At 64.1% G+C, this 18,396-nt stretch carries 11 protein-coding genes; 1 reads left to right on the top strand and 10 read right to left on the bottom strand.

Annotated features, from left to right (window positions below):
* Positions 1-12: 12 nt before the first annotated feature.
* Complete coding sequence (gene flgL / locus GTP45_RS16955) at positions 13-1,275, top strand: flagellar hook-associated protein FlgL (RefSeq protein ID WP_161015062.1); 1,263 nt, start codon at positions 13-15, stop codon at positions 1,273-1,275.
* Positions 1,276-1,344: 69 nt separating this feature from the next.
* Here the strand turns inward: flgL and GTP45_RS16950 are convergent, their stop codons facing one another.
* The 10 genes from GTP45_RS16950 to fliJ all read right to left on the bottom strand — a co-directional run bounded on the left by GTP45_RS16950 (position 1,345) and on the right by fliJ (position 18,383).
* Entirely contained in the window at positions 1,345-11,304 is a 9,960-nt protein-coding gene (locus tag GTP45_RS16950) for a beta strand repeat-containing protein (RefSeq protein WP_229258514.1), read from the bottom strand.
* A gap of 85 nt (positions 11,305-11,389) precedes the next feature.
* A complete protein-coding gene (fliR, locus tag GTP45_RS16945) occupies positions 11,390-12,232 on the bottom strand; it encodes a flagellar biosynthetic protein FliR (protein ID WP_161015061.1) in 843 nt (280 codons plus the stop codon).
* A 90-nt stretch (positions 12,233-12,322) separates the two neighbouring features.
* On the bottom strand, positions 12,323-12,592 hold the full coding sequence (gene fliQ, locus GTP45_RS16940) for a flagellar biosynthesis protein FliQ (RefSeq protein ID WP_161015060.1): 270 nt from the start codon (positions 12,590-12,592) through the stop codon (positions 12,323-12,325).
* Positions 12,593-12,601: 9 nt separating this feature from the next.
* Entirely contained in the window at positions 12,602-13,363 is a 762-nt protein-coding gene (gene fliP, locus GTP45_RS16935; protein ID WP_161015059.1) for a flagellar type III secretion system pore protein FliP, read from the bottom strand.
* Positions 13,353-14,021, bottom strand: coding sequence for a flagellar biosynthetic protein FliO (fliO, locus tag GTP45_RS16930; RefSeq protein ID WP_229258513.1), 669 nt, complete (start codon positions 14,019-14,021; stop codon positions 13,353-13,355). Before fliO ends, fliP begins: the two co-directional genes overlap by 11 nt.
* A complete protein-coding gene (gene fliN / locus GTP45_RS16925) occupies positions 14,018-14,452 on the bottom strand; it encodes a flagellar motor switch protein FliN (protein WP_155468307.1) in 435 nt (144 codons plus the stop codon). The genes fliO and fliN overlap by 4 nt, the downstream gene beginning before the upstream one ends.
* Positions 14,453-14,472: 20 nt before the next feature.
* Entirely contained in the window at positions 14,473-15,453 is a 981-nt protein-coding gene (fliM, locus tag GTP45_RS16920) for a flagellar motor switch protein FliM (protein WP_161015058.1), read from the bottom strand.
* A 21-nt stretch (positions 15,454-15,474) separates the two neighbouring features.
* Positions 15,475-15,993, bottom strand: a complete 519-nt coding sequence (fliL, locus tag GTP45_RS16915) for a flagellar basal body-associated protein FliL (protein WP_161015057.1) — start codon at positions 15,991-15,993, stop codon at positions 15,475-15,477.
* A gap of 202 nt (positions 15,994-16,195) precedes the next feature.
* Entirely contained in the window at positions 16,196-17,923 is a 1,728-nt protein-coding gene (locus GTP45_RS16910) for a flagellar hook-length control protein FliK (RefSeq protein ID WP_161015056.1), read from the bottom strand.
* Between the two features lie 19 nt (positions 17,924-17,942).
* Positions 17,943-18,383 carry a flagellar export protein FliJ gene (fliJ, locus tag GTP45_RS16905; RefSeq protein WP_161015055.1) on the bottom strand — a complete coding sequence of 147 codons (441 nt, stop codon included), beginning with the start codon at positions 18,381-18,383 and terminating at the stop codon, positions 17,943-17,945.
* Positions 18,384-18,396: the final 13 nt, after the last annotated feature.

Here is an 18,396-nt window from a genome sequence, read left to right as displayed (position 1 = left end):
TAGGGTAGCATCATGGTTATGCGCATCAGCACCAGGACAATTTATGACGTCGGCTCGTCGCAGATCACGAGTTTGCAGACGGCCATGTCGCGTACGCAGCAGCAGCTGTCCACCGGCCGCAAGAATTTGACGGCAGCCGACGATCCGATCGCCACCGCGCGCGCGCTGGAAGTGACGCAGTCGCAGTCGCTCAACACCCAGCTGGCGACCAACCGCGCCAACGCCAAGGGCGTGCTGTCGACCGAAACCACGGCGCTGGCCAGCGCTACCTCGATCCTGCAAGACATCAAGGATCTGGCGGTGAAGGCGGGCAATGGCTCGTACACGGATTCGGATCGCGAATCGGTGGCGGTGGAACTGGAGGCGCGCCTGGCCGACTTGCTCGGTATTGCCAACACGGCGGACGGCGTCGGCGGCTATGTATTCTCCGGCTACAAATCGACCACGCTGCCGTTCACCAAGACCGCCACCGGCGCCGATTACCAGGGCGACCAAGGCCAGCGCTCGCTGCAAGTGGGCTCGACCCGCACCATCCCGATTACCGATTCGGGCGCGTCTGTGTTTGAAAGCAATGTCACCGGCAACGGCACCTTCGTGACCACCGCCGATCCGGCCAACTACGGCCGCAATGGCAGCGGCATCATCAGCGCCGGCTCGGTCAAGGACGCGACGCTGCTGACCGGCCACAAATACCAGATTGATTTCCAGGTAGTGCCAGAAACGGCGGGCGTGCCCAAGAAAACCACCTACACCGTGACCGACCTGACCACCGGCAATCCGGTGCCGCCGGCGCCGGTGCCGGCCGTGCCGCAAGATTATGTGAGTGGTCAGAACATCACCTTTGACGGCATCCAGTTCGACGTCAAGGGCGACCCTGCGGACGGCGATAACTTCGCGGTGGCGCCGTCCACCAACCAGTCGATCTTCACCACCGTGCAAGGCTTCATCGACGCGCTGCGCGCGCCGGGCAGCGGTGCGGCCGGGCAAGCCAGCCTGAGCAACAAGCTCAACCAGTTACAAGTGAACGTCGACAATGCGACCGACAACGTGCTGTCGGTGCAGGCGGCGGTCGGTTCGCGCCTGAAAGAAATCGACTACCTCGACAGCTCGGGCGACGACCTCGGCTTGCAGTACGCGACCACCTTGTCGCAATTGCAGGACGTGGACTACACGGCGGCGATCTCGCTGTTCACACAGCAGCAGACCACGCTGACGGCGGCGCAGAAATCGTTCACCACCATGTCCGGGCTCTCGCTGTTCAACTACATCAGCTAAAGAAAAATCCGCTCCAATGAAAACGGCCAGCTTGTAAAAGCTGGCCGTTTTTGTTTGCCGACCCTGATTTTATTTGGCAGCCAGGATGCCCTGGCTGCTGTTGGCGTAGGCTGGCTTGCGCAGCCAGTCCTCGTGCGTTGCCGTGGCGGCGCCGCTCAGCGCGGTGGTGGACTGGTATTGCTGCATCTGGTCCGCCAGTGCTACGACGCTGTTGTTGAGGCTGCTATCGGTGCTTGGCTGGGTCAGGTGGCCGGCGGTGCTGCTGGTGCTGTCCGGCTGCTGGCTGTAACTGCCGATCGCTTGCGTCAGCGTGGCGGTATGCGCGGCCAGGAACCAGACGTCGGCCAGCGCGTGCGTGCTGCCGTCGCTGCTGGTGTAGCTCGATTGCAGGCCGATCCAGTTGCCGTTGTCGACCACGCTGCTTGCCTGCGCCGTCACTTTCAGGCTGGCGATGTTGAGCGAGGCCAGGGTTTTCAGCTCGTCGGCCTGGCTGACGCCGTCCGCATTGCTGTCTACCCACACGCGCAGCGCGCCGTATTGCGCATCTTTGCTGTCGACCACGCCGTCATGGTTGCTGTCGAGGTCGGCCAGTGCAGCGAAGCCGTCGGCGGATTTGCCGCCGCTGCTGCTGTTCGTTGCGGTACCGAACAATTCGCTGCCGTCGTTGATGAGGCCGTCGCCGTTGCGGTCCAGTGCCAGCAAGCCGTCGCCCGATCCGACCCAGCCGGTGTTGACCTTCTGGCCGTTGGCGCGGATGTCGAACTGCACACCGCTGCCGATGCCCAGCGTGGTGACGCCGTTGCCGTCGAGGTCCAGGATCAGCGGGCTGACCGTCAGCACCGAGCGCTGGTCGGTGGTCAGCGCCGAGATTTGCGCCGAGGTCAGCGCCGAGACCTGGGTCATGGTCAAGCCGGCCAGTTGGTCGGTGCTCATGAATTTCAGCACGGCGTTGCTCATGGTGCGCATCTGCTGGGTGGTGAAGGCCGCCACCTGGTCGACGCTCAGGCGCGCCATCGTGGCCGCCTTCAGGCCGTTGATCTGCGCCGACTTCAGCGCCCCGATGTCGGTCGCATCGAGCGACGCCACCTGGTCGGAGTTGAAGGCGTTGATGGCGTTGGCCGACAGTGCGCCGATCTCGGCGGTATTGAAGGTGCCGATCTGCGAGGTGGTCAGGCCGAGGATCTGCGTCGAGTTGAACGCGGCCAGCTGGCGCGTGCTCAGGGTGTCGAACAGGTTGTCGTCCAGCATGCCGATCTGGTCGGAGGTCAGATACGAAATCTGCGCCGTGGCCAGCTTGCTCATGGTGTTGAGGCCGTTGAGCTGGTCGGTGGTCAGCGCCCGCACTTGCAGCTGCGTCAGCGACGGCAGGGCGCGGGTCGAGAGCGCGTTCAGCTGATCGGCCGTCAGCACCGAAACCTGCGCGGTGGTCAGCGTCGGCAGCTGCGCCGAGGTGACGGCTGACATCGCATTCACGCTCAGCAGCGGGATCTGGTCGGTGGTCAGGTATTTCAGCGTCAGGCCGCTCGCTTGCTGGGTGGTCAAATTGCCCAACTGGTCGGTCGACAGCATGGCGATCTGCGCCTGCTTGAGCGCCGCCATTTGCGCCGAGCGCAGCGACTCGAAGCTGTCAGCGTCCATCGAGCTGAGCTGATCCGAGGTCAGCGCTTGCACCTGGGTATCGTTCAGCGTGCCTAGCGTGGACAGGGCGTTGAGCTGGTCGGTACTCAGCGCCTTGATGTCGTTGGCGGTAATGCCCTTGATCTGGGCGGTTTTCAGGCCAGCCAGCTGGTCGCCGGTCAGTGAGCTGAATTGCTGCGTGCTCAGGAGGCCGATCTGCACACTGCTCAGCGCTTGCACGTCTTCCACTTCCATCGCAGCGATCTGATCAGAAGTCAGGCCGGTCAGGCCGACCGCCGACAGCGCGCGCGTTTGCGCCGTGGTCAGGGCGATGATTTGCCCGGTGCTGAGGATGGCAACCTGCGCCTTGACCAGCGAAGCGATCTGCGCGGTTTTCAGCGTGGCGATGTGGTCGGCGTCCAGCGATTGCAGCTGGTCGCTGGTCAGGGCGCTAAATTGCAGCGCGGTCAGCGGATTCAGCGAGACCAGGCCCGCCAGCTGCTCGGTGCTCAGCGCCTTGATCTGCGCCTGCGTCAGCGCGGCGATTTCCTGCGTGGTGAACTGGCCCATCTGATCCACGCTCAGCTGCGACACCTGCAGCGTGCTCAGCGCGGCGATCTGATTGGTCTTGAGACCGGCCAGGTCTTCCTGCTCCAGCGCCGCCAGCTGGTCGGAGTCGAGCGCGCGGATCGCATTGGTGCTCATGGCGCGCCACTGGGCCAGGCTCAGCGCCTGGATCTGGTGCGTGTTGAGCGAGGCGATCTGCTTGGTCGACAGCACGGCAATCTGCGCCGTGCTCAGCGACGCCAGCTGCTCGTCGGTCAGCGAGCTCAGGCTGTCGGTGGCCAGGCCGGCAATGGCGCGGGTCGGCAGCCAGCCCAGCGGGATCAGCGCCAGCTGGTCGGTGGTCAGGGTGTTGACCTGCGCCGTGGTCAGCGCGCGCACCTGCTGCGAGGTCAGCGCCTGCAGCTGGGCGTTGGTGATCGAGATCATGTCCTTGGTGCCCAGCGCCACGATTTGCGCGGTGGTCAGCGAGACCAGGTCGCCCGCCTCGATGGACGCGAACTGGTCGGTGTCGAGCGCGGCAATCGCCTTGGTGCTCATGGCGCGCAGCTGGCCGCCGGTCAGCGCGACGATCTGGTCGGTGGTCAGGATGTGGGCCTGGTTGATGCTGATGCCGGCCATGGCGCCCGTGCTCAGCACGCCGATCTGGTCGGTGGTGATGGACACGAACTGGTCGGTGGTCAGTGCCGCCAGCTGCGCCGAACGCAGCGCCGCGATGTCGGCCGCCTCGATGGCGATGATCTGGTCGGTGGTCAGCGCTTGCAGGGCGCGCGTGTTCATCGCGATCAGGTCGCCGGTATCGAGGGCGATGATCTGATCCGAGGTCAGCATCGGCGTCTGGGTGTTGGTCAGCGCCGCGATCTGCTTGGTGTTCATGGCGGCAATCTGGGCCGCCGACAGGCCCGGCAGCTGGTCGGTGGTCAGCGCGCGCACTTGCGCCGTGCTCAGGGCGGCAATATTGCCCAGCGCGTTGAGCTGGTCGGTACTCAGCAGCGGCACCTGGGTGGCTTTCACGCCGTTCAGGCTTTGCGTGCTCAGCGCGGCCACCTGGTCGGTGCTCAGCGCTTGCAGCTGGTCGCTATTGAGCGAGCCCAGTTGCGAGGACTTGAAGAAGGCAAAGTCGCCAGCGTCGATGAACTGGATATTGTTGAAGTCCAGACCCTTGAGCGCGTTGGTGCTCAGGGCGCCGACTTGCTCGCCGCTCAGGAAGGCCAGCTGGTTTTGATCCAGCACCGACACTTGCAGCGAGGTCAGGGCGCCGATCTGGCGCGTGCTCAGCGAGTCGATATCGCCCTGGGTCAGCGAGGCAATGCGGGTGGTCGACAGGCCGGCAATCTGGTTGGTGGTGTAGTCCGACAGATTGCCCAGTGCGGCCAGCTGGTTGGCATCCAGCGCGCCGATCTGCGTCTGGGTGAAAGCGGCAATGCTGGCCGCGTTCAGCGAGTGCAGCTGGTCGGTGGTCAGCACTTGCATCTGGTCGGTGGTCAGCGAACGCAGCTGTGCCGTGCTCATGGCGGCAAAGTCTTCCACTTCGATGGCGACGATTTGCGTCAAGTTCAGGCGCGAGATCAGGCCGGTGGACAGCGCGCGTACCTGTGCGGTCGACAGCGCGATCAGTTGCGGATCGGTCAGGCCGCCCGCTTGCGCGCTGGTCAGCGCCGCCAGCTGGCTGGTCTTGAGCGTGATCAGGCTGCCCACCGACAGCGCGTTGATCTGGTCGGTGGTCAGGGCGCGGATCTGGCTGCTGTTGAGCGCGGTCAGGGTACTCAGCGCTTCCAGCTGCGGCGTGGTCAGGTAGCCGATCTGGCGCGTGCTGAAGCCGGCGATTTCCTGCGTGGTCAGGGAACCGTACTGGGTGTTCGACAGGCCGCCCAGCTGGTCGCTGGTCAGCGCGGCGATCTGGCGCGAGGTCAGCGCGCGGATGTCGTCGTATTCCAGGTAGTTGAGCTGGTCGCTGCTGAGCGCGGCAAGAGCCTGGGTCGACAGCGAGCGCATTTGCGCCGTGGTCAGCGCCGGGATTTGGTCGGAGCTCAGGAACTGGATCTGGTAGCTGGTCAGCGCCGCCAGCTGCACGGTCTTCAGGTTGGCGATCTGGCTCGGTGTCAGGGCCATGATCTGATCCGAGCTCATGCCGGCGATTTGCTTGGTGCCTAGGCCGCCGAGGCTGCCCAGCGCGGCAAACTGCTGGGTGCTCATCACGCCCAGCTGGGCCGTGGTCAGCGCCGCGATTTCCTGCGAGGTGAAGGCCGACAGTTGCGGGACGGTCAGCGCCTGGATTTGGTCGCTGGTCAGGCTGGCCACTTGCGCGGTGGTCAGCGCGGCAATGTCGGCCAGTTCGATGGCGGCGGTTTGCTCGGTGGTCAGGTAGCGCAGGGCCGCCGTGCCGAGGCCGCGCACCTGCTGGGTGGTCAGCGCGACGATCTGCTCGGTGGTCAGCACTTGCACTTGCTGGCTGCTGAGTACGCTCAGTTGCTGGGTCTTCAGCGTGACGATCTGGCCCAGCAGCAGGTTGCTGAGCTGGTCCGAGGTCAGGGCGCGGATTTGCGCGGTGGTTAGCGGCGCCAGCGAGGCCAGGCTGTCGATCTGTGCCGTGCTCAGCGCGGCGATCTGCTTGGTGGTGAAGGCGCTCAGTACCTTGGTGCCGATGGCGGCAAACTGGTTGGCGGTCAGGGCGCCCAGCTGGTCGCTGTTCAGGCCGACGATCTGGTTGCTGCCCAGCGCGGCGATGTCCACCGCCTCGATGGCGACCACCTGCTCGGTGCTCAGCGCGGCCAGGGTGGCCGAGCTCAGGCTGCGAATCTGGCCGGTGGTCAGGGCGACGATCTGGTCAGTGGTCAGGGCGCCGATCTGGGCGCTGGTGAGGCCGGCGATCTGGTTGGTTTTCAGCGTGGCGATGCTGCCCAGGCTGGCGATTTGCGCGGTGGTCAGGGCGCCGATCTGGCGGCTGGTCAGCGGCGCCAGCGTGGCCAGGTTAGCGAGTTGGTCGGTGGTCAGCGCGTGCACCTGCGCGGTGGTCAGCGCAGCGATGATTTGCGTGCTCAGGCCGTTGATCTGGCCCAGCAGCAGGTTGCTCACCTGGTCAGTGGTGAGGCCGACGATTTGCTTGGTGCCCAGCGCCTGCAAGTCTTGTAGTTCCATGGCGCGCAGCTGGTCGGTGCTCAGCACGCCCAGCTGGCGGCTGCTCAGGGCGCGTGCCTGCTGCGTGGTCAGGGCGACGATCTGGTTGGTGGTCAGCACCGAGGCCTGGTCGGTGCTCAGCGAAGCGATCTGGTTGGTCGTCAGGTTGGCGAAGATGCCAAGCGACAGAGAAATAATCTGGTCGGTGGTCAGGGCCGCGATCGAGGCGGTGGTGAAGCTCGCCAGCGAGCTCAGGGCGCCCAGCTGGTCGCTGGTCAGGATCGATTTCTGCGCCGTGGTCAGGGCGGCAATTTCCTGCGTGGTCAGCGCCTGGATCTGGTCGGTGCGCAGCACCAGGATCTGGTCGGTGGTGAGCGAGGCGATCTGGCGCGTGCTCATGTTGGCCAGCTCGTTGGCGGTCAGCGCCAGGATCTGCTCGCTGCTCAGAGCCTGGATGGCAGCCACGCCCAGCGAGCGCAGTTGCTCGGTCAGCATGCCAACGATCTGGGCGGTGGTCAGCGCGGCGATCTGTTCGGTCGACAGCGCGGCCATCTGGCGCGTGGTCAGCGAGCGCAGGTCGGCCAGGTTCAGGGTGGCAATCTGGTCGCTGGTCAGCGCCTGCAGCTGGCGCGTGCTGAGCGCGCTCAGGGTCTGCAGGGCGTCGAGCTGCTCGCTGTTCATGGCGCCCAGTTGCAGTTGCGTCAGCGCGGCGATTTCCTGGGTGGTGAGCGCGCGCAATTGCTGGGTTTTCAGGCTCAGCAGCTGGTCGGTGGTCAGCACGGCGATCTGGCGCGTGGTGAGCGAGGCCAGGTCGCTATTGGTGAGCGCGACGATGCGGTCGGTTGCCAGCGCGGCCAGGGCGCTGGTGCTCAGCGCGCGCAGCTGGGTGGTGTTCAGCGCGATCATCTGGTCGCTGGTAATTGCGCCGGCCTGGTCGGAGGTCAGCACACCAATTTGCTGCGTGCTCAGGGCGGCAAAGTCGGCCGTGCCCATGGTGGCAATCTGGTCGCTGGTCAGGGCGATGATTTGCTTGGTGCCCAGCGGCGCCAGTTGCAGTACGGCCAGCTGGTCGCTGCTCATCACGGCCAGCTGGTCGGCGGTCAGCGCGCGCACTTCGGCGGTGGTGAAGGCCATCAGCTGGTCGGTGCGCAGCGCCATCACCTGGTCGGTACTGAGGCGGGCGATTTGCGCGGTGCGCATGGCGCGGATGTCGCGCGTTTCAATCGCGGCAATCGCGGCGGTGCTGAGCACGGCAATGGCCGAGGTGCTGAGCGCGGCAATTTGCTCGCTGTTGAGGGCGATGATCTGGTCGGTGCCCAGCGATTGCAGCTGGTCGCTGGTGAAGGCGGCCAGCTGGCGCGTCGTCAGCGTGACGATGTCGGTGGAGTTGATGGTGCCGATCTGGTCGCTGGTGAGGGCGCGGATCTGGCGCGTGGTCAGCGCCGACAGCGTGCGCAGGGCGTCGATCTGGTCGCTGCTGAGTACGCTGATCTGGTCGGCCGTCAGTGCCGCTTCCTGCGCCGTGCTGAGCGCGTAGATTTGTTGGGTCAGCAGGGCGACGATCTGGTCGGTGCTCAGTTTGTTGAGCTGCTGGGTGTTCAGCACGGCCACGTCGCGCGTCTCGATCGCGCGCACCTGGTCGGTGCTGAGGGCGGCAATGCCGTCCGAGCTCAGGCCGCGGAACTGGCCGCCGCTCAGGGCGACGATCTGGTCGGTGGTCAAGGCTTGCACCTGATCCGAGTTCAGCACGGTCAGCTGGTTGCTGGCCAGCGTGGCCAGGTTGCGCGTGGTCAGCGCGCTCAGCTGCGCGGTGGTGAATGCGGCCAGCTGGCGGCTGGAGACGCCGGCCAGGGTGGCCATGGCGTTCAGCTGGTCGCTGGTCAGCACGGTGATCTGGTCGGTGGTCAGGGCGCCGACGGCGGCGCTGCTGAGCGCGGTGAACTGGTCGGTCAGCAAGGACACCAGCTGGTCGGTCGACAAGCGCGCCACTTGCTGGGTGCGCAGGGCGCCGATGTCGCGCGTTTCGATCAGGCGGATCTGGTCGGTGGTCAGCGTGTTGAGCATATTGGTGCTCAAGTCGGCGAACTGGGTCACGGTCAGGCCGATCACCTGGTCGCTGGTCAGCGCTTGCACCTGGTCGCTGGTCAGGGCGGCCAGCTGGGCGCTGGTCAGCGCGATCACGTCCTTGCTTTCGATCGATACCAGCTGAGCCGTGGTCATGGCCTGGATTTGCGCGGTGGTCAGCGGCACCAGCGATTTCAAGGCGACGATCTGGTCGGTGGTCAGCGAGGCGATCTGATCGAGCGTGAGCGCCTGCTCGGCGGCGGCGTTCAGGGCTGCGACCTGGTCGGTGGCCAGCGCCACGATCTGGTCGGTGCTGAGGCTGCGGATCTGGTTGCCGCTCAGGACGGCCACGTCGCGCGTTTCCAGCGCTTGCACTTGCTGCGTGGTCAGTTCGCTCAGGGTGACGGTGTTGAGACCGGCCACCTGCTGGGTGGTCAGCGCCACCAGCTGGTCGCTGGTCAGCGCCTGCACCTGGTCGATATTGAGCGAGGCCAGCTGCGCGTTGGTGAGGGCGGCAATGACCTTGGTTTCGAGCGCAATGATCTGGTCGGTGGTCAGCGACGACACCTGCATGGTGGTCAGCGGCAGCAGCGACTTGATGGCGACGATCTGGTCGGTGGTCAGCGCGGCCAGTTGATCCGGGCGCAGCGCTTGCGCGTCTTCCGTGGTCAGTGAGTAAATCTGCGCCGTGGTCAGAGCTACCAGCTGGTCGGTGGTGAGGGCGCGGATCTGGTTGGTGGTCAGGGCGCGGATGTCGCGCGTTTCGATCGCGGCAATTTGCGCCGTGCTCAGCTGTGCCACCACGCTGGTGGTCAGCGCGCCCACTTGCTGCGAGGTCAGCTGCACTACCTGGTCGGTGGTCAGGGCGGTGACCTGGTCGGCCGTCAGCGCGGCCAGCTGGTTGCTGGTCAGGGCTACCAAGTCCTTGGTTTCCAGGGTGACCAACTGATCGGTGGTCAGGGCGGCAAACTGCGCGGTGGTCAGCGTCAGCAGGTTCTTCAGCGCGGCCAACTGGTCGCTGCTCAGGGCGGCGATTTGCTCCGGCAGCAGGGTGGCCAGGATGTCGCTGGCCAGTACCGCGTATTGGCCGGTGCTCATGGCCGCCAGCTGCTCGGTGCTCAGCACCCGCAACTGGGCGCTGTTCAAGGCGGTGATGTCGCGCGTTTCAATCGCGGCGATCTGGCCCGTAGTCATCTGGGTCAGCATGCTGGTGGTCAGGCCGGCGACTTGCTGCGAGCTCAGCAGCACCACTTGGTCGGTGGTGAACGCTTGCACCTGGTCGTAGGTGAAGGCGGCTACCTGGGCGCTGGTCAGCGCCACCACGTCCTTGGTTTCCAGCGAGATCAACTGGTCGGTGGTCAGGCCTTGAATCTGGGCGGTGGTCAGCGTCACCAGCGATTTCAGCGCGGCGATCTGGTCGGTGCTCATCATGCCCAGCTGATCCGGGCGCAGGAATGGAATGATGGCGGTCGACAGCATGAACACTTGCTGCGTGCTCAGCGCGTTCAACTGCTCGCTGCTGAGGACGCGCAACTGGCTGCTGGTCAGGGCCGGGATGTCGCGCGTTTCAATCGCGGCGATCTGGTCGGTGGTCAGCTGGCTAACGGCGTTGGTGGTGAGCGCGCCCACTTGCAAGCTGCTCAGGGCCACCACCTGGTTGGTATTCAGCGCCATCACCTGGTCGCCGTTGAAGGCGGCCAATTGCGCGCTGGTCAGCGCGGCCACGGTCTGGGTGGCCAGCGAGGTGATCTGGTCGGTGGTCAGGCCCGCGATCTGGGCCGAAGTCAACGGCGACAGCGAGGTGAAGGCCAGTAGCTGGTCGGTGGTCAGCACGTTGAGCTGGTCGGCGCGCAGGGCGGCAATCTCATTGCTGCGCAGAGCGCGCGCCTGGTCGGTGCTCAGGCCCGACAGCTGGGTGTAGGTCAGGGCGCGGATTTGCTGGCTGGTCATCCAGATCAGGTCGCGCGTTTCGATGGCGGCGAATTGTTCGCTGCTCAGGTTCTGCAGCGAGGCGGTAGCCAGGGACGCAATTTGCAGCGTGCTCAGCTGGGCGATCTGGTCGGTCGACATGTAGAACAACTGGCCGGCGGTCAGCGAGTTGATCTGCTGGGTGGCGATCTGCTGCAACTGATTGGAGGTCAGCGACGCCACTTGCTGCGTGCTCAGCGCGGCGATGGCGCGGGTGCTGATGGCGCGCAGCTGCTGCGAGCTCATGCTGGTGAGCTGGTCGGTGGTCAGGTTGACGATCTGATCCGAGCTGATGGCGTTGACCTGCTGGGTCAGCAGGGCGCGGATATCGTTGGTTTCCAGCGCCGCCAGCTGGGTTGGCGCCAGCACATTGAGCTGGCGCGAGGTCAGCGCGGTCATTTCCTGCGTGGTCAGGGCCACCAGCTGGTCGGTGCTCAGCGTCAGGATCTGGTCGCTGGTCAGTACCGGAATATTGGTTGGCTTGATGGCCTGGATGGCGTCGGTGGTCAGGCCCAGGATGCCGTCAAGGCTGAGGCGCGAGATTTGCAGCGTCGATAGGGCGCGGATATTGTTCGTGGAGAATGCGCCGATCTGGTCGGAACTAAACGCCTGCATATCCTCGGTGGTCAGCGTGGTGATCTGATAGGTCGTCCACGAGAGGATATCGTCAGTGGTAAAAGTTGGTACGATCGTGCTCATTACAGGCTTCTCCAGGCAAGCTTCCATGATACGCGGCTTATTGCCTCATGGAAACCAAAAATCAAGTGACGGCTATTGTATTTCCCTATGGCTGCAGGCCCGGAGGTCGAACCGGCAAGCTTGCCGGTTTAACTACTTGCGGTCGCTGCGACCACGTGCGCGGCATCAGCCTTGCACGTTCAATCCCGTCCAGGAACAGGTTCTGGATCGGCGTTCCGAGGTAGGGCAGGGTCATGGCAATCACCAGCAAGCCCACGCCCAGCGTAATCGGAAAACCAATCCCAAATAAGTTCAACTGCGGTGCGGCGCGCGTCAAAATCCCGAGCGCCACGTTGGTAATCAACAGCGCTGCCACGATCGGCAGCGACAACTGCACGCCGGTGCTGAAAATCCGCCCGCCCCAGTCGGCCAGCTGCTTGAAGCCGCCGCCGTAGATCGGGATGCTGGACACCGGCAGAGTGGAGAAGCTCTCTACCAGCGCCGAGATCAGCACCAAGTGCGCATTCACCGCCAGGAACGCCATCGTGGCCACCAGCGACAGGAACTGGCTGATGGCCGACGAGCGGCCCTGGGTGGTTGGGTCAAAAAACGTCGCAAAGCCCAAGCCCATGGTCAAACTGGAAATTTCCCCGGCCATTTCCACTGCCGCAAAAATGATGCGGATGCTGAAACCCATCGCCAGGCCGATCAGCATTTCTTGCAGCACGATCAACAAGCCAGCCATCGACAGCGGGTCGGTGGCCGGCCACGCCGGCACCGCCGGCACCACGATCACGGCAATCGCTACGCCCAGGCTGACCTTGACGCTGGCCGGCACCGCGCTGTTACCAAGCAGCGGCGAGGCGGCAATCAGGGCCAGGATGCGGGCAAGCGGCCACAGCAACCCAGCGACCCACATATTGATATCGGCGGAAGAGACGGTCAGCATAAGGGTTTGTTACATTTCCGTCCGGCATCTTTTTTGTATTGTAGACGAACTTTTTAGTAAATCGGAAACTGTTACATATTGATAAAATGTTCAGCCCACCAGCAGGGGAATGCCGTTGAACACTTCGCGCATGTAGTCGAGCATCACCGCCAGCATCCACGGCCCGGCCACCACCAGCGCGACGAAAATGCCGACCAGCTTGGGGATGAAGGACAGCGTTTGCTCGTTGATCTGGGTGGCGGCCTGGAAAATACTGACGATCAGGCCGATGATCAGCGCCACCAGCAGCATCGGCGCGGCGATCATCAGGGTAATCTCCATGGCGTGGCGGCCCATGGTCATCACGCTTTCGGGCGTCATTGCGGCCTCCTAGTAGAAGCTCTGGGCCAGCGAGCCCAGCAGCAACTGCCAACCATCCACCAGCACGAACAGCATCAGCTTGAACGGCAGCGAAATCACCGCCGGCGACATCATCATCATGCCCATCGACATAAGTACAGAGGCGACCACCATGTCGATAATCAGAAATGGAATGAAGATGGCAAAGCCGATCTGGAACGCGGTTTTCAGTTCGCTGGTGACAAAGGCCGGCACCAGGATGCGCAGCGGCACGTCTTCCGGCCCTTGCAGGGCAGGGCTGCGCGACAATTTGACGAATAAGGCGAGGTCAGCCTGCCTGGTTTGCTTGAGCATGAAAGTTTTTAATGGCGCCGCGCCTTTTTCCATCGCTTGCTGCATGGTCAGCTTGTTTTCTTGCAGCGGCAGGTAAGCTTCGTTGTAAATCTTGTCGAAAGTCGGGCCCATCACGAACAGGGTCAGGAACAGGGCCAGGCCGACCATGACTTGATTCGGCGGCGCCGACTGCGTGCCCAGCGCCTGGCGCAGCAGCGACAGCACGATGATGATGCGGGTGAAGCTGGTCATCAGCAGCAGCGCGGCCGGGATGAAGGTCAGCGCCGTCATCAGCAGCATGGTTTGCAGCGGCAGCGTGTAGTTGGTGCCGCCGCCCGGTGCCGGCGTCGAGTTCAGGGCGGGGATGCCGATGTTGGAATCGGCGCCGGCCGCCAGCGGCAGGGCCAATACCGCCAGCATCAGCAGCGGCTTGGCGTAGGCGGACAGCTTATTTGCCATTACGTTTGTCTATCGTTTGTTTGATCCAGTCAGCGAAGTTGGCGCCCGGCACGCTGGCCGGTTGCACTGGTTCGCTGCTTTCCTGGCGCGGCATGGTGGCCAGCGCGTTCATGCGGCCCGGCGAGGCGCCGACCACGATCCACTGTTCGCCCACTTCCACCACCAGGATGCGCTCGCGCGTGCCCACGCTCAGCGAGCCGACCAGCTTGACGTTGCTGTTGCCGCCGCCGAAGTTTTTCGGGCCGAAGCGCTTGGTCAGCCAGGCCAGGCCCAGCATCAGGCCGATGACGAACAGCAGCGCAATCGAGGTTTGCAGCAAGCCGCCGCCGGTCGAGGTGGTGCTTGCTTGCGGTGTCGGGATGGTCATGGCCAGCGCGCTAGGCTGGGCTGGTGCTGGTGCCGCAGCAGGCGCCTCGGCAGGCACGGACGCGGCGGCAGCGGCGGCCGGTGTCTCGGCCGATGGTGTGACAGGTGTTGCGGCAGGCGTTGTGGCAGGTTCTGCGGCAGGGGCTGGTGCGGCTTGGGCCGGTGCGGCGGCTGCTGCCGGGGTGGCGGCATGGGCGCCGCCGATGGTGCCCGACACGCTGCGCTGGGCCATTGCAGGCGCGGCGGCCAGAGCCGCCGCGACGATGAGGATGTAAGTCAGTCCGTGCTTCATTTATTCAGTTTTCGGATACGTTCGGACGGCGTGATGATGTCAGTCAGGCGGATACCAAACTTGTCATTCACCACCACCACCTCGCCCTGGGCGATCAGGCAGCCATTGACCAGCACGTCCATCGGCTCGCCGGCCAGGCCGTCCAGTTCCACCACCGAGCCCTGCGCCAATTGCAGCAGGTTCTTGATGGCGATCTTGGTGCGGCCCAGTTCCACCGTCAGCTGAACCGGGATATCGAGGATGAAGTCGATATCGTTGTGCGTTTCAGTTTTGCTGGGGGTGCTGGAAAAGTCCTTGAACACGGCGGCGCTGGCCGCTTGCGCGGCTTGCTGTTTCTCCAGCGCGGCCGCTTCGGCCTGCGCTTGCTCGGCGATCGCCGCACCCCATGGATCGTCTTCGTCCAGCGGTTGATCGTCTTGATTGTCCGACATGATTCTCTCCGGTGTGTGGCTTATTTAAGATTATCGGTATTGGCTAACAGTTTCTCGACCTTGAGCGCGTACTGGCCATTCATCACGCCATAGCTGCAATCCATGACCGGCACGCCGTCCACCGTGGCGCTGATGAACTCCGGGATCGACAGCGGGATGATGTCGCCCACGCGCATGTTCAGGATCTCGTCGAAATTGACCTTGGCGGTGCCCAGCGAGGCCACCACTTCGACCTCGGCGATCTGGATCTGCTGCGTCATCAGGCGGATCCAGCGCTTGTCCACTTCCAGCGCCTCGCCTTGCAGGCTGGAGGTCAGTGAATCGCGGATCGGCTCGATCATCGAGTACGGCATGCAGAAGTGGATCTGGCCCGACACCGAGCCCAGTTCCACGGTAAAGGTCGACGCCACCACCACCTCGTTTGGGGTGGCGATGTTGGCGAACTGCGTATTCATTTCCGAGCGGATGTACTCGAACTCGACCGGGTAGACCGGTTCCCAGGACTTGGTGTAAGCCTCGAACACGATGTCCAGGATGCGCAGGATGATGCGCTGCTCGGTCTGGGTAAAGTCGCGGCCCTCGACGCGGGTGTGGAAACGGCCATCGCCGCCGAACAGGTTGTCCACCAGCAGGAACACCAGGCCCGGATCGAACACCATCAGCGCCGTGCCGCGCAGCGGCTTCATGTGTACCAGGTTCAGGTTGGTCGGCACCACCAGGTTACGGATGAATTCCGAGTACTTCGACACCCGCACCGAGCCGACCGAGACCTCGGCGCTGCGGCGCAGGAAGTTGAACAGGCCGACGCGCAGCAAGCGGGCGAAACGTTCGTTGATAATTTCCAGCGTCGGCATACGCCCACGCACGATCCGTTCCTGGGTAGCCAGGTTATACGTCCGTACTCCCGCGACGTCTTCTTGCGCCGCAACGTCATCTTGGTCGCCGTTGACGCCCTTTAAAAGGGCATCGACTTCTTCCTGGGAGAGAAAATTATCAGCCATGATTCTCGCTGTTACTCGCTATTACTGGATGATGAAGGACGTGAACAGCACGTCTTCGATTTCCTGCTGCGAACCGCGGTCTTCAAACGGTTCGCGCAGCTGGGTAATGATTTCCTTGGCCAACTGGACTTTGCCTTCCGGCGTGTTGATGTCGGCCGCGCGCTTGCTCGACAACAGCAACAGCATGCGGCTGCGCACCTTGGCCATATTGTTCTTGACGTTCTCTTTCTCTTCGAGACCGCTCACTTCCAGCGTGAACGCCACTTGCAAATACTGGTCGGTGCCGGCCTCGCCCGGTTGCAGGTTCACCGTGAACGGTTCGACCGGCACGTACTCCGGCGGGCCGACCGGTTTCTTCGGCTTCTTGCTCTTCTTGGCCGGCGCTTCCTCATGTTCTTCGGCATCGGCTTTGCCGTGCAGGAAGAACCACGCGGCGCCGCCGCCACCCGCGCCGAGCACCAGCACGAGAGCCAGAATAATGATGATCAGTTTTTTGCTGCCGCCGCCCGAGGGTGCTTCAACTTTCTGATCAGCTTTCATTTTTGGGTTCGCTTTCAAAATAGCCCTTCACACGGCGCAAGTGGATCACGCCGTCATTATGTCATTATCGGTTGTGCCTGCGCAGTTGGATACGCTGAAAAGAGGGGCGTTCCCCCTGCTGCTTGGCGTTTCCGTAGTGTAACAGACAACAAAACCGGGAGGGCAGGGGCCAGTCCCGGTTTTCATCGGTGATAAGGCCTGCTTACGCGAACGTATCGACCGCGCCAGCGGGCAAACGGCGTACCGGTGGTGCAGCGCGCGCGGCCTCGGCTTCGCTGCCGCTGTTGCGGCCGTAGCCGCCGTTGCCACGGCTGCCGCCATTACCGCTACCGCTTTGCGCAGAGTTCGCTTGCTGGCCGTAAGCGTTGTTGTTCTGATCCGACATGCCGGCCGAGACGGTGGCGCTGCCCAGCTGGATGCCGGCTTCGCTCATCATCTCTTTCAGCTTCGGCAGCGCCGATTCCAGCGCCTGGCGCACTTCCGGCGCGGCCGAGCTGAAGGCGGCGGTGGCTTGGTCCTTGTTCACGCTCAGCACCACTTGCAGCGGGCCGAGGTCTGGCGGATTCAGTTCCATGGTGGCGCTTTGTTCGCCGCCGGCCGCCATGAAGACGATTTTCTGGCCCAGTTGCTGATCCCATTGCTGAGTGCCGACGCGGCTGCTCAGTTTGTCGGTCGGGACGGCGGTGGCGGCCTTGGCCAGTTCTTGCGTGGCGTGGCTGGCGGTAGGGGCGACGGTGATGCTGGCTTCTTTCAGTGCGGCGGTGGCCTCGGCATTGGCGGTCGTGCCGGTTTTCTGTGCGGCAGCCAGCTGGGCAGGATCGGCCGCTTGCTGCTGTTGCTGGGTTTGCGACACTTGCGGCTGGGCGTCGGTGGCTGGCGCAGCCTTGGTCTCGATGCGGTTGATGGCGTCGGCGCCGGTTTTCGGTGCGGCATCGGCTACGGTCGCGGTGTCGGCAATGTCGGTGGCCGGCTTGGCGTCGGCCTTGGCTGCGTCAGCGCTGGCGTTAGCTGCCGTGGTGACGGTGGTTTTCAAGCTGGCGTCGGTTTTGCCTTCGGCTGCCGCTTGTGCGGCGGCAGCGCCGGCCGCCGCAGCTGCGTCGGCGGCCGATTGCGCGGCCGTACCGGCTTTGCCCAGTGCGGTCTTGAAGTCGTTTGCGGCAGCGGCGGCTTTGTCTTGTGCGGCTTGCAGGGCGGCTGCATCTGCGCCGGCGGTGTCGGCTGCTGCGGCCAGTGCGGCGGCTGCGTCGGCATCCACCGTGCCTGCGGCGTTGGCGGCATCGGCAGTTGCGGCGGCGTCGCCAGCGGCTGCGGCAAGAGCGGCTTGTGCAGCGGCGGCTGCCTGCGCGGCAGCGGCGTCGGCGGCCGTTGCTGCGGCGGCCGATGCGGCCAAGGCGGCTGCGCCGCTTGCTGCGCTGCCAATGGCGGTCGCGCTGGCATCGGCGGTGGCGGTTGGCGTGGCCGACGGTGCGGCTGCCTGATTGAAGGCGGCTACCAGAGCCAGCATGTCGGCTACCGGATCGGCCGTCTGTGCGGCTTGCGCATCGCTGGCGGCGCTGTCGGCATCGACGTTGGCGGTGCTGCTTTCGCTGTCGCTGGAGGCGGTCTTGGCCGGTGCTGGTGCGGCGGCGTCGGCGCTGGCAGTGGCTGCCGGTGCGGCGGATTCAGTGTCGTTGCTTTGGGCGTCGGCCTGCTTGGCCGGTGCGGCTTGCTGCTGTTTCGGTGCGGATGCGCGCGAGGCGGCAGGGCGCTCGGCGGCGCGAGTTGGCTGGTTGCTGCTGGCGTTGCTGGCATTGCTGCGCTGATCCATTTCGCGCGACAGCGCTTGTTTGAAAGCGTTGTTGTCGCCGCCTGCGCCGAAGCTGACATTCGATTTTGGCGCGGCCACTGCATTGGCGTTCAGGGTAGGAGTCTGGAGGTTCGGGGTTTGCATGTTTCGCGCTCTCTCAATGTCATCGTTTGTAGTACGCCTGCCTTGCTGCGTGTTCGTCCATTTGCTTCTGGTCGCGCTTGTTTTCCAGCTTGAGCGCGGCGGCGTCCGCCCGATCGTTGAGGGTGGAGTAGGACATGCGCTTGCGCTCGCTGGCCTGCCACGCGGCTTTTTCCTGGTCGCTGCGGTACTCGGCGTGCTTGATCATGTCCAGCTGCCCCTTGACGGCGGTGTCCAGCTTCTCGATGAAGGCTACAAAGTTGCGGTAAGCCATCGGCGTGATGCCGGCCGCCTGCGCTGCTTCGAAACGTTTCAGGTATTCCTCGCGGTAGCCGACCAGCATTTCGTGCTTTTGCCTGGCGTCTTCGACGGCTTTCAGGGCGACGCCCAGCCGTTTGGCAGCGTCGTCCGTCTCACGCCGCGCGAGGTCCATCAGTGTTTCTAATTGCGCTTTGGAAGCCATGGTGAGTCAATTA

It is taken from the genome of Duganella rivi (assembly GCF_009857435.1).
Classification (GTDB): Bacteria; Pseudomonadota; Gammaproteobacteria; order Burkholderiales; family Burkholderiaceae_D; genus Rugamonas; species Rugamonas rivi.
Note: the sequence above shows the minus strand (reverse complement) of the source record. Positions and strands in the feature narration are given on the sequence as shown.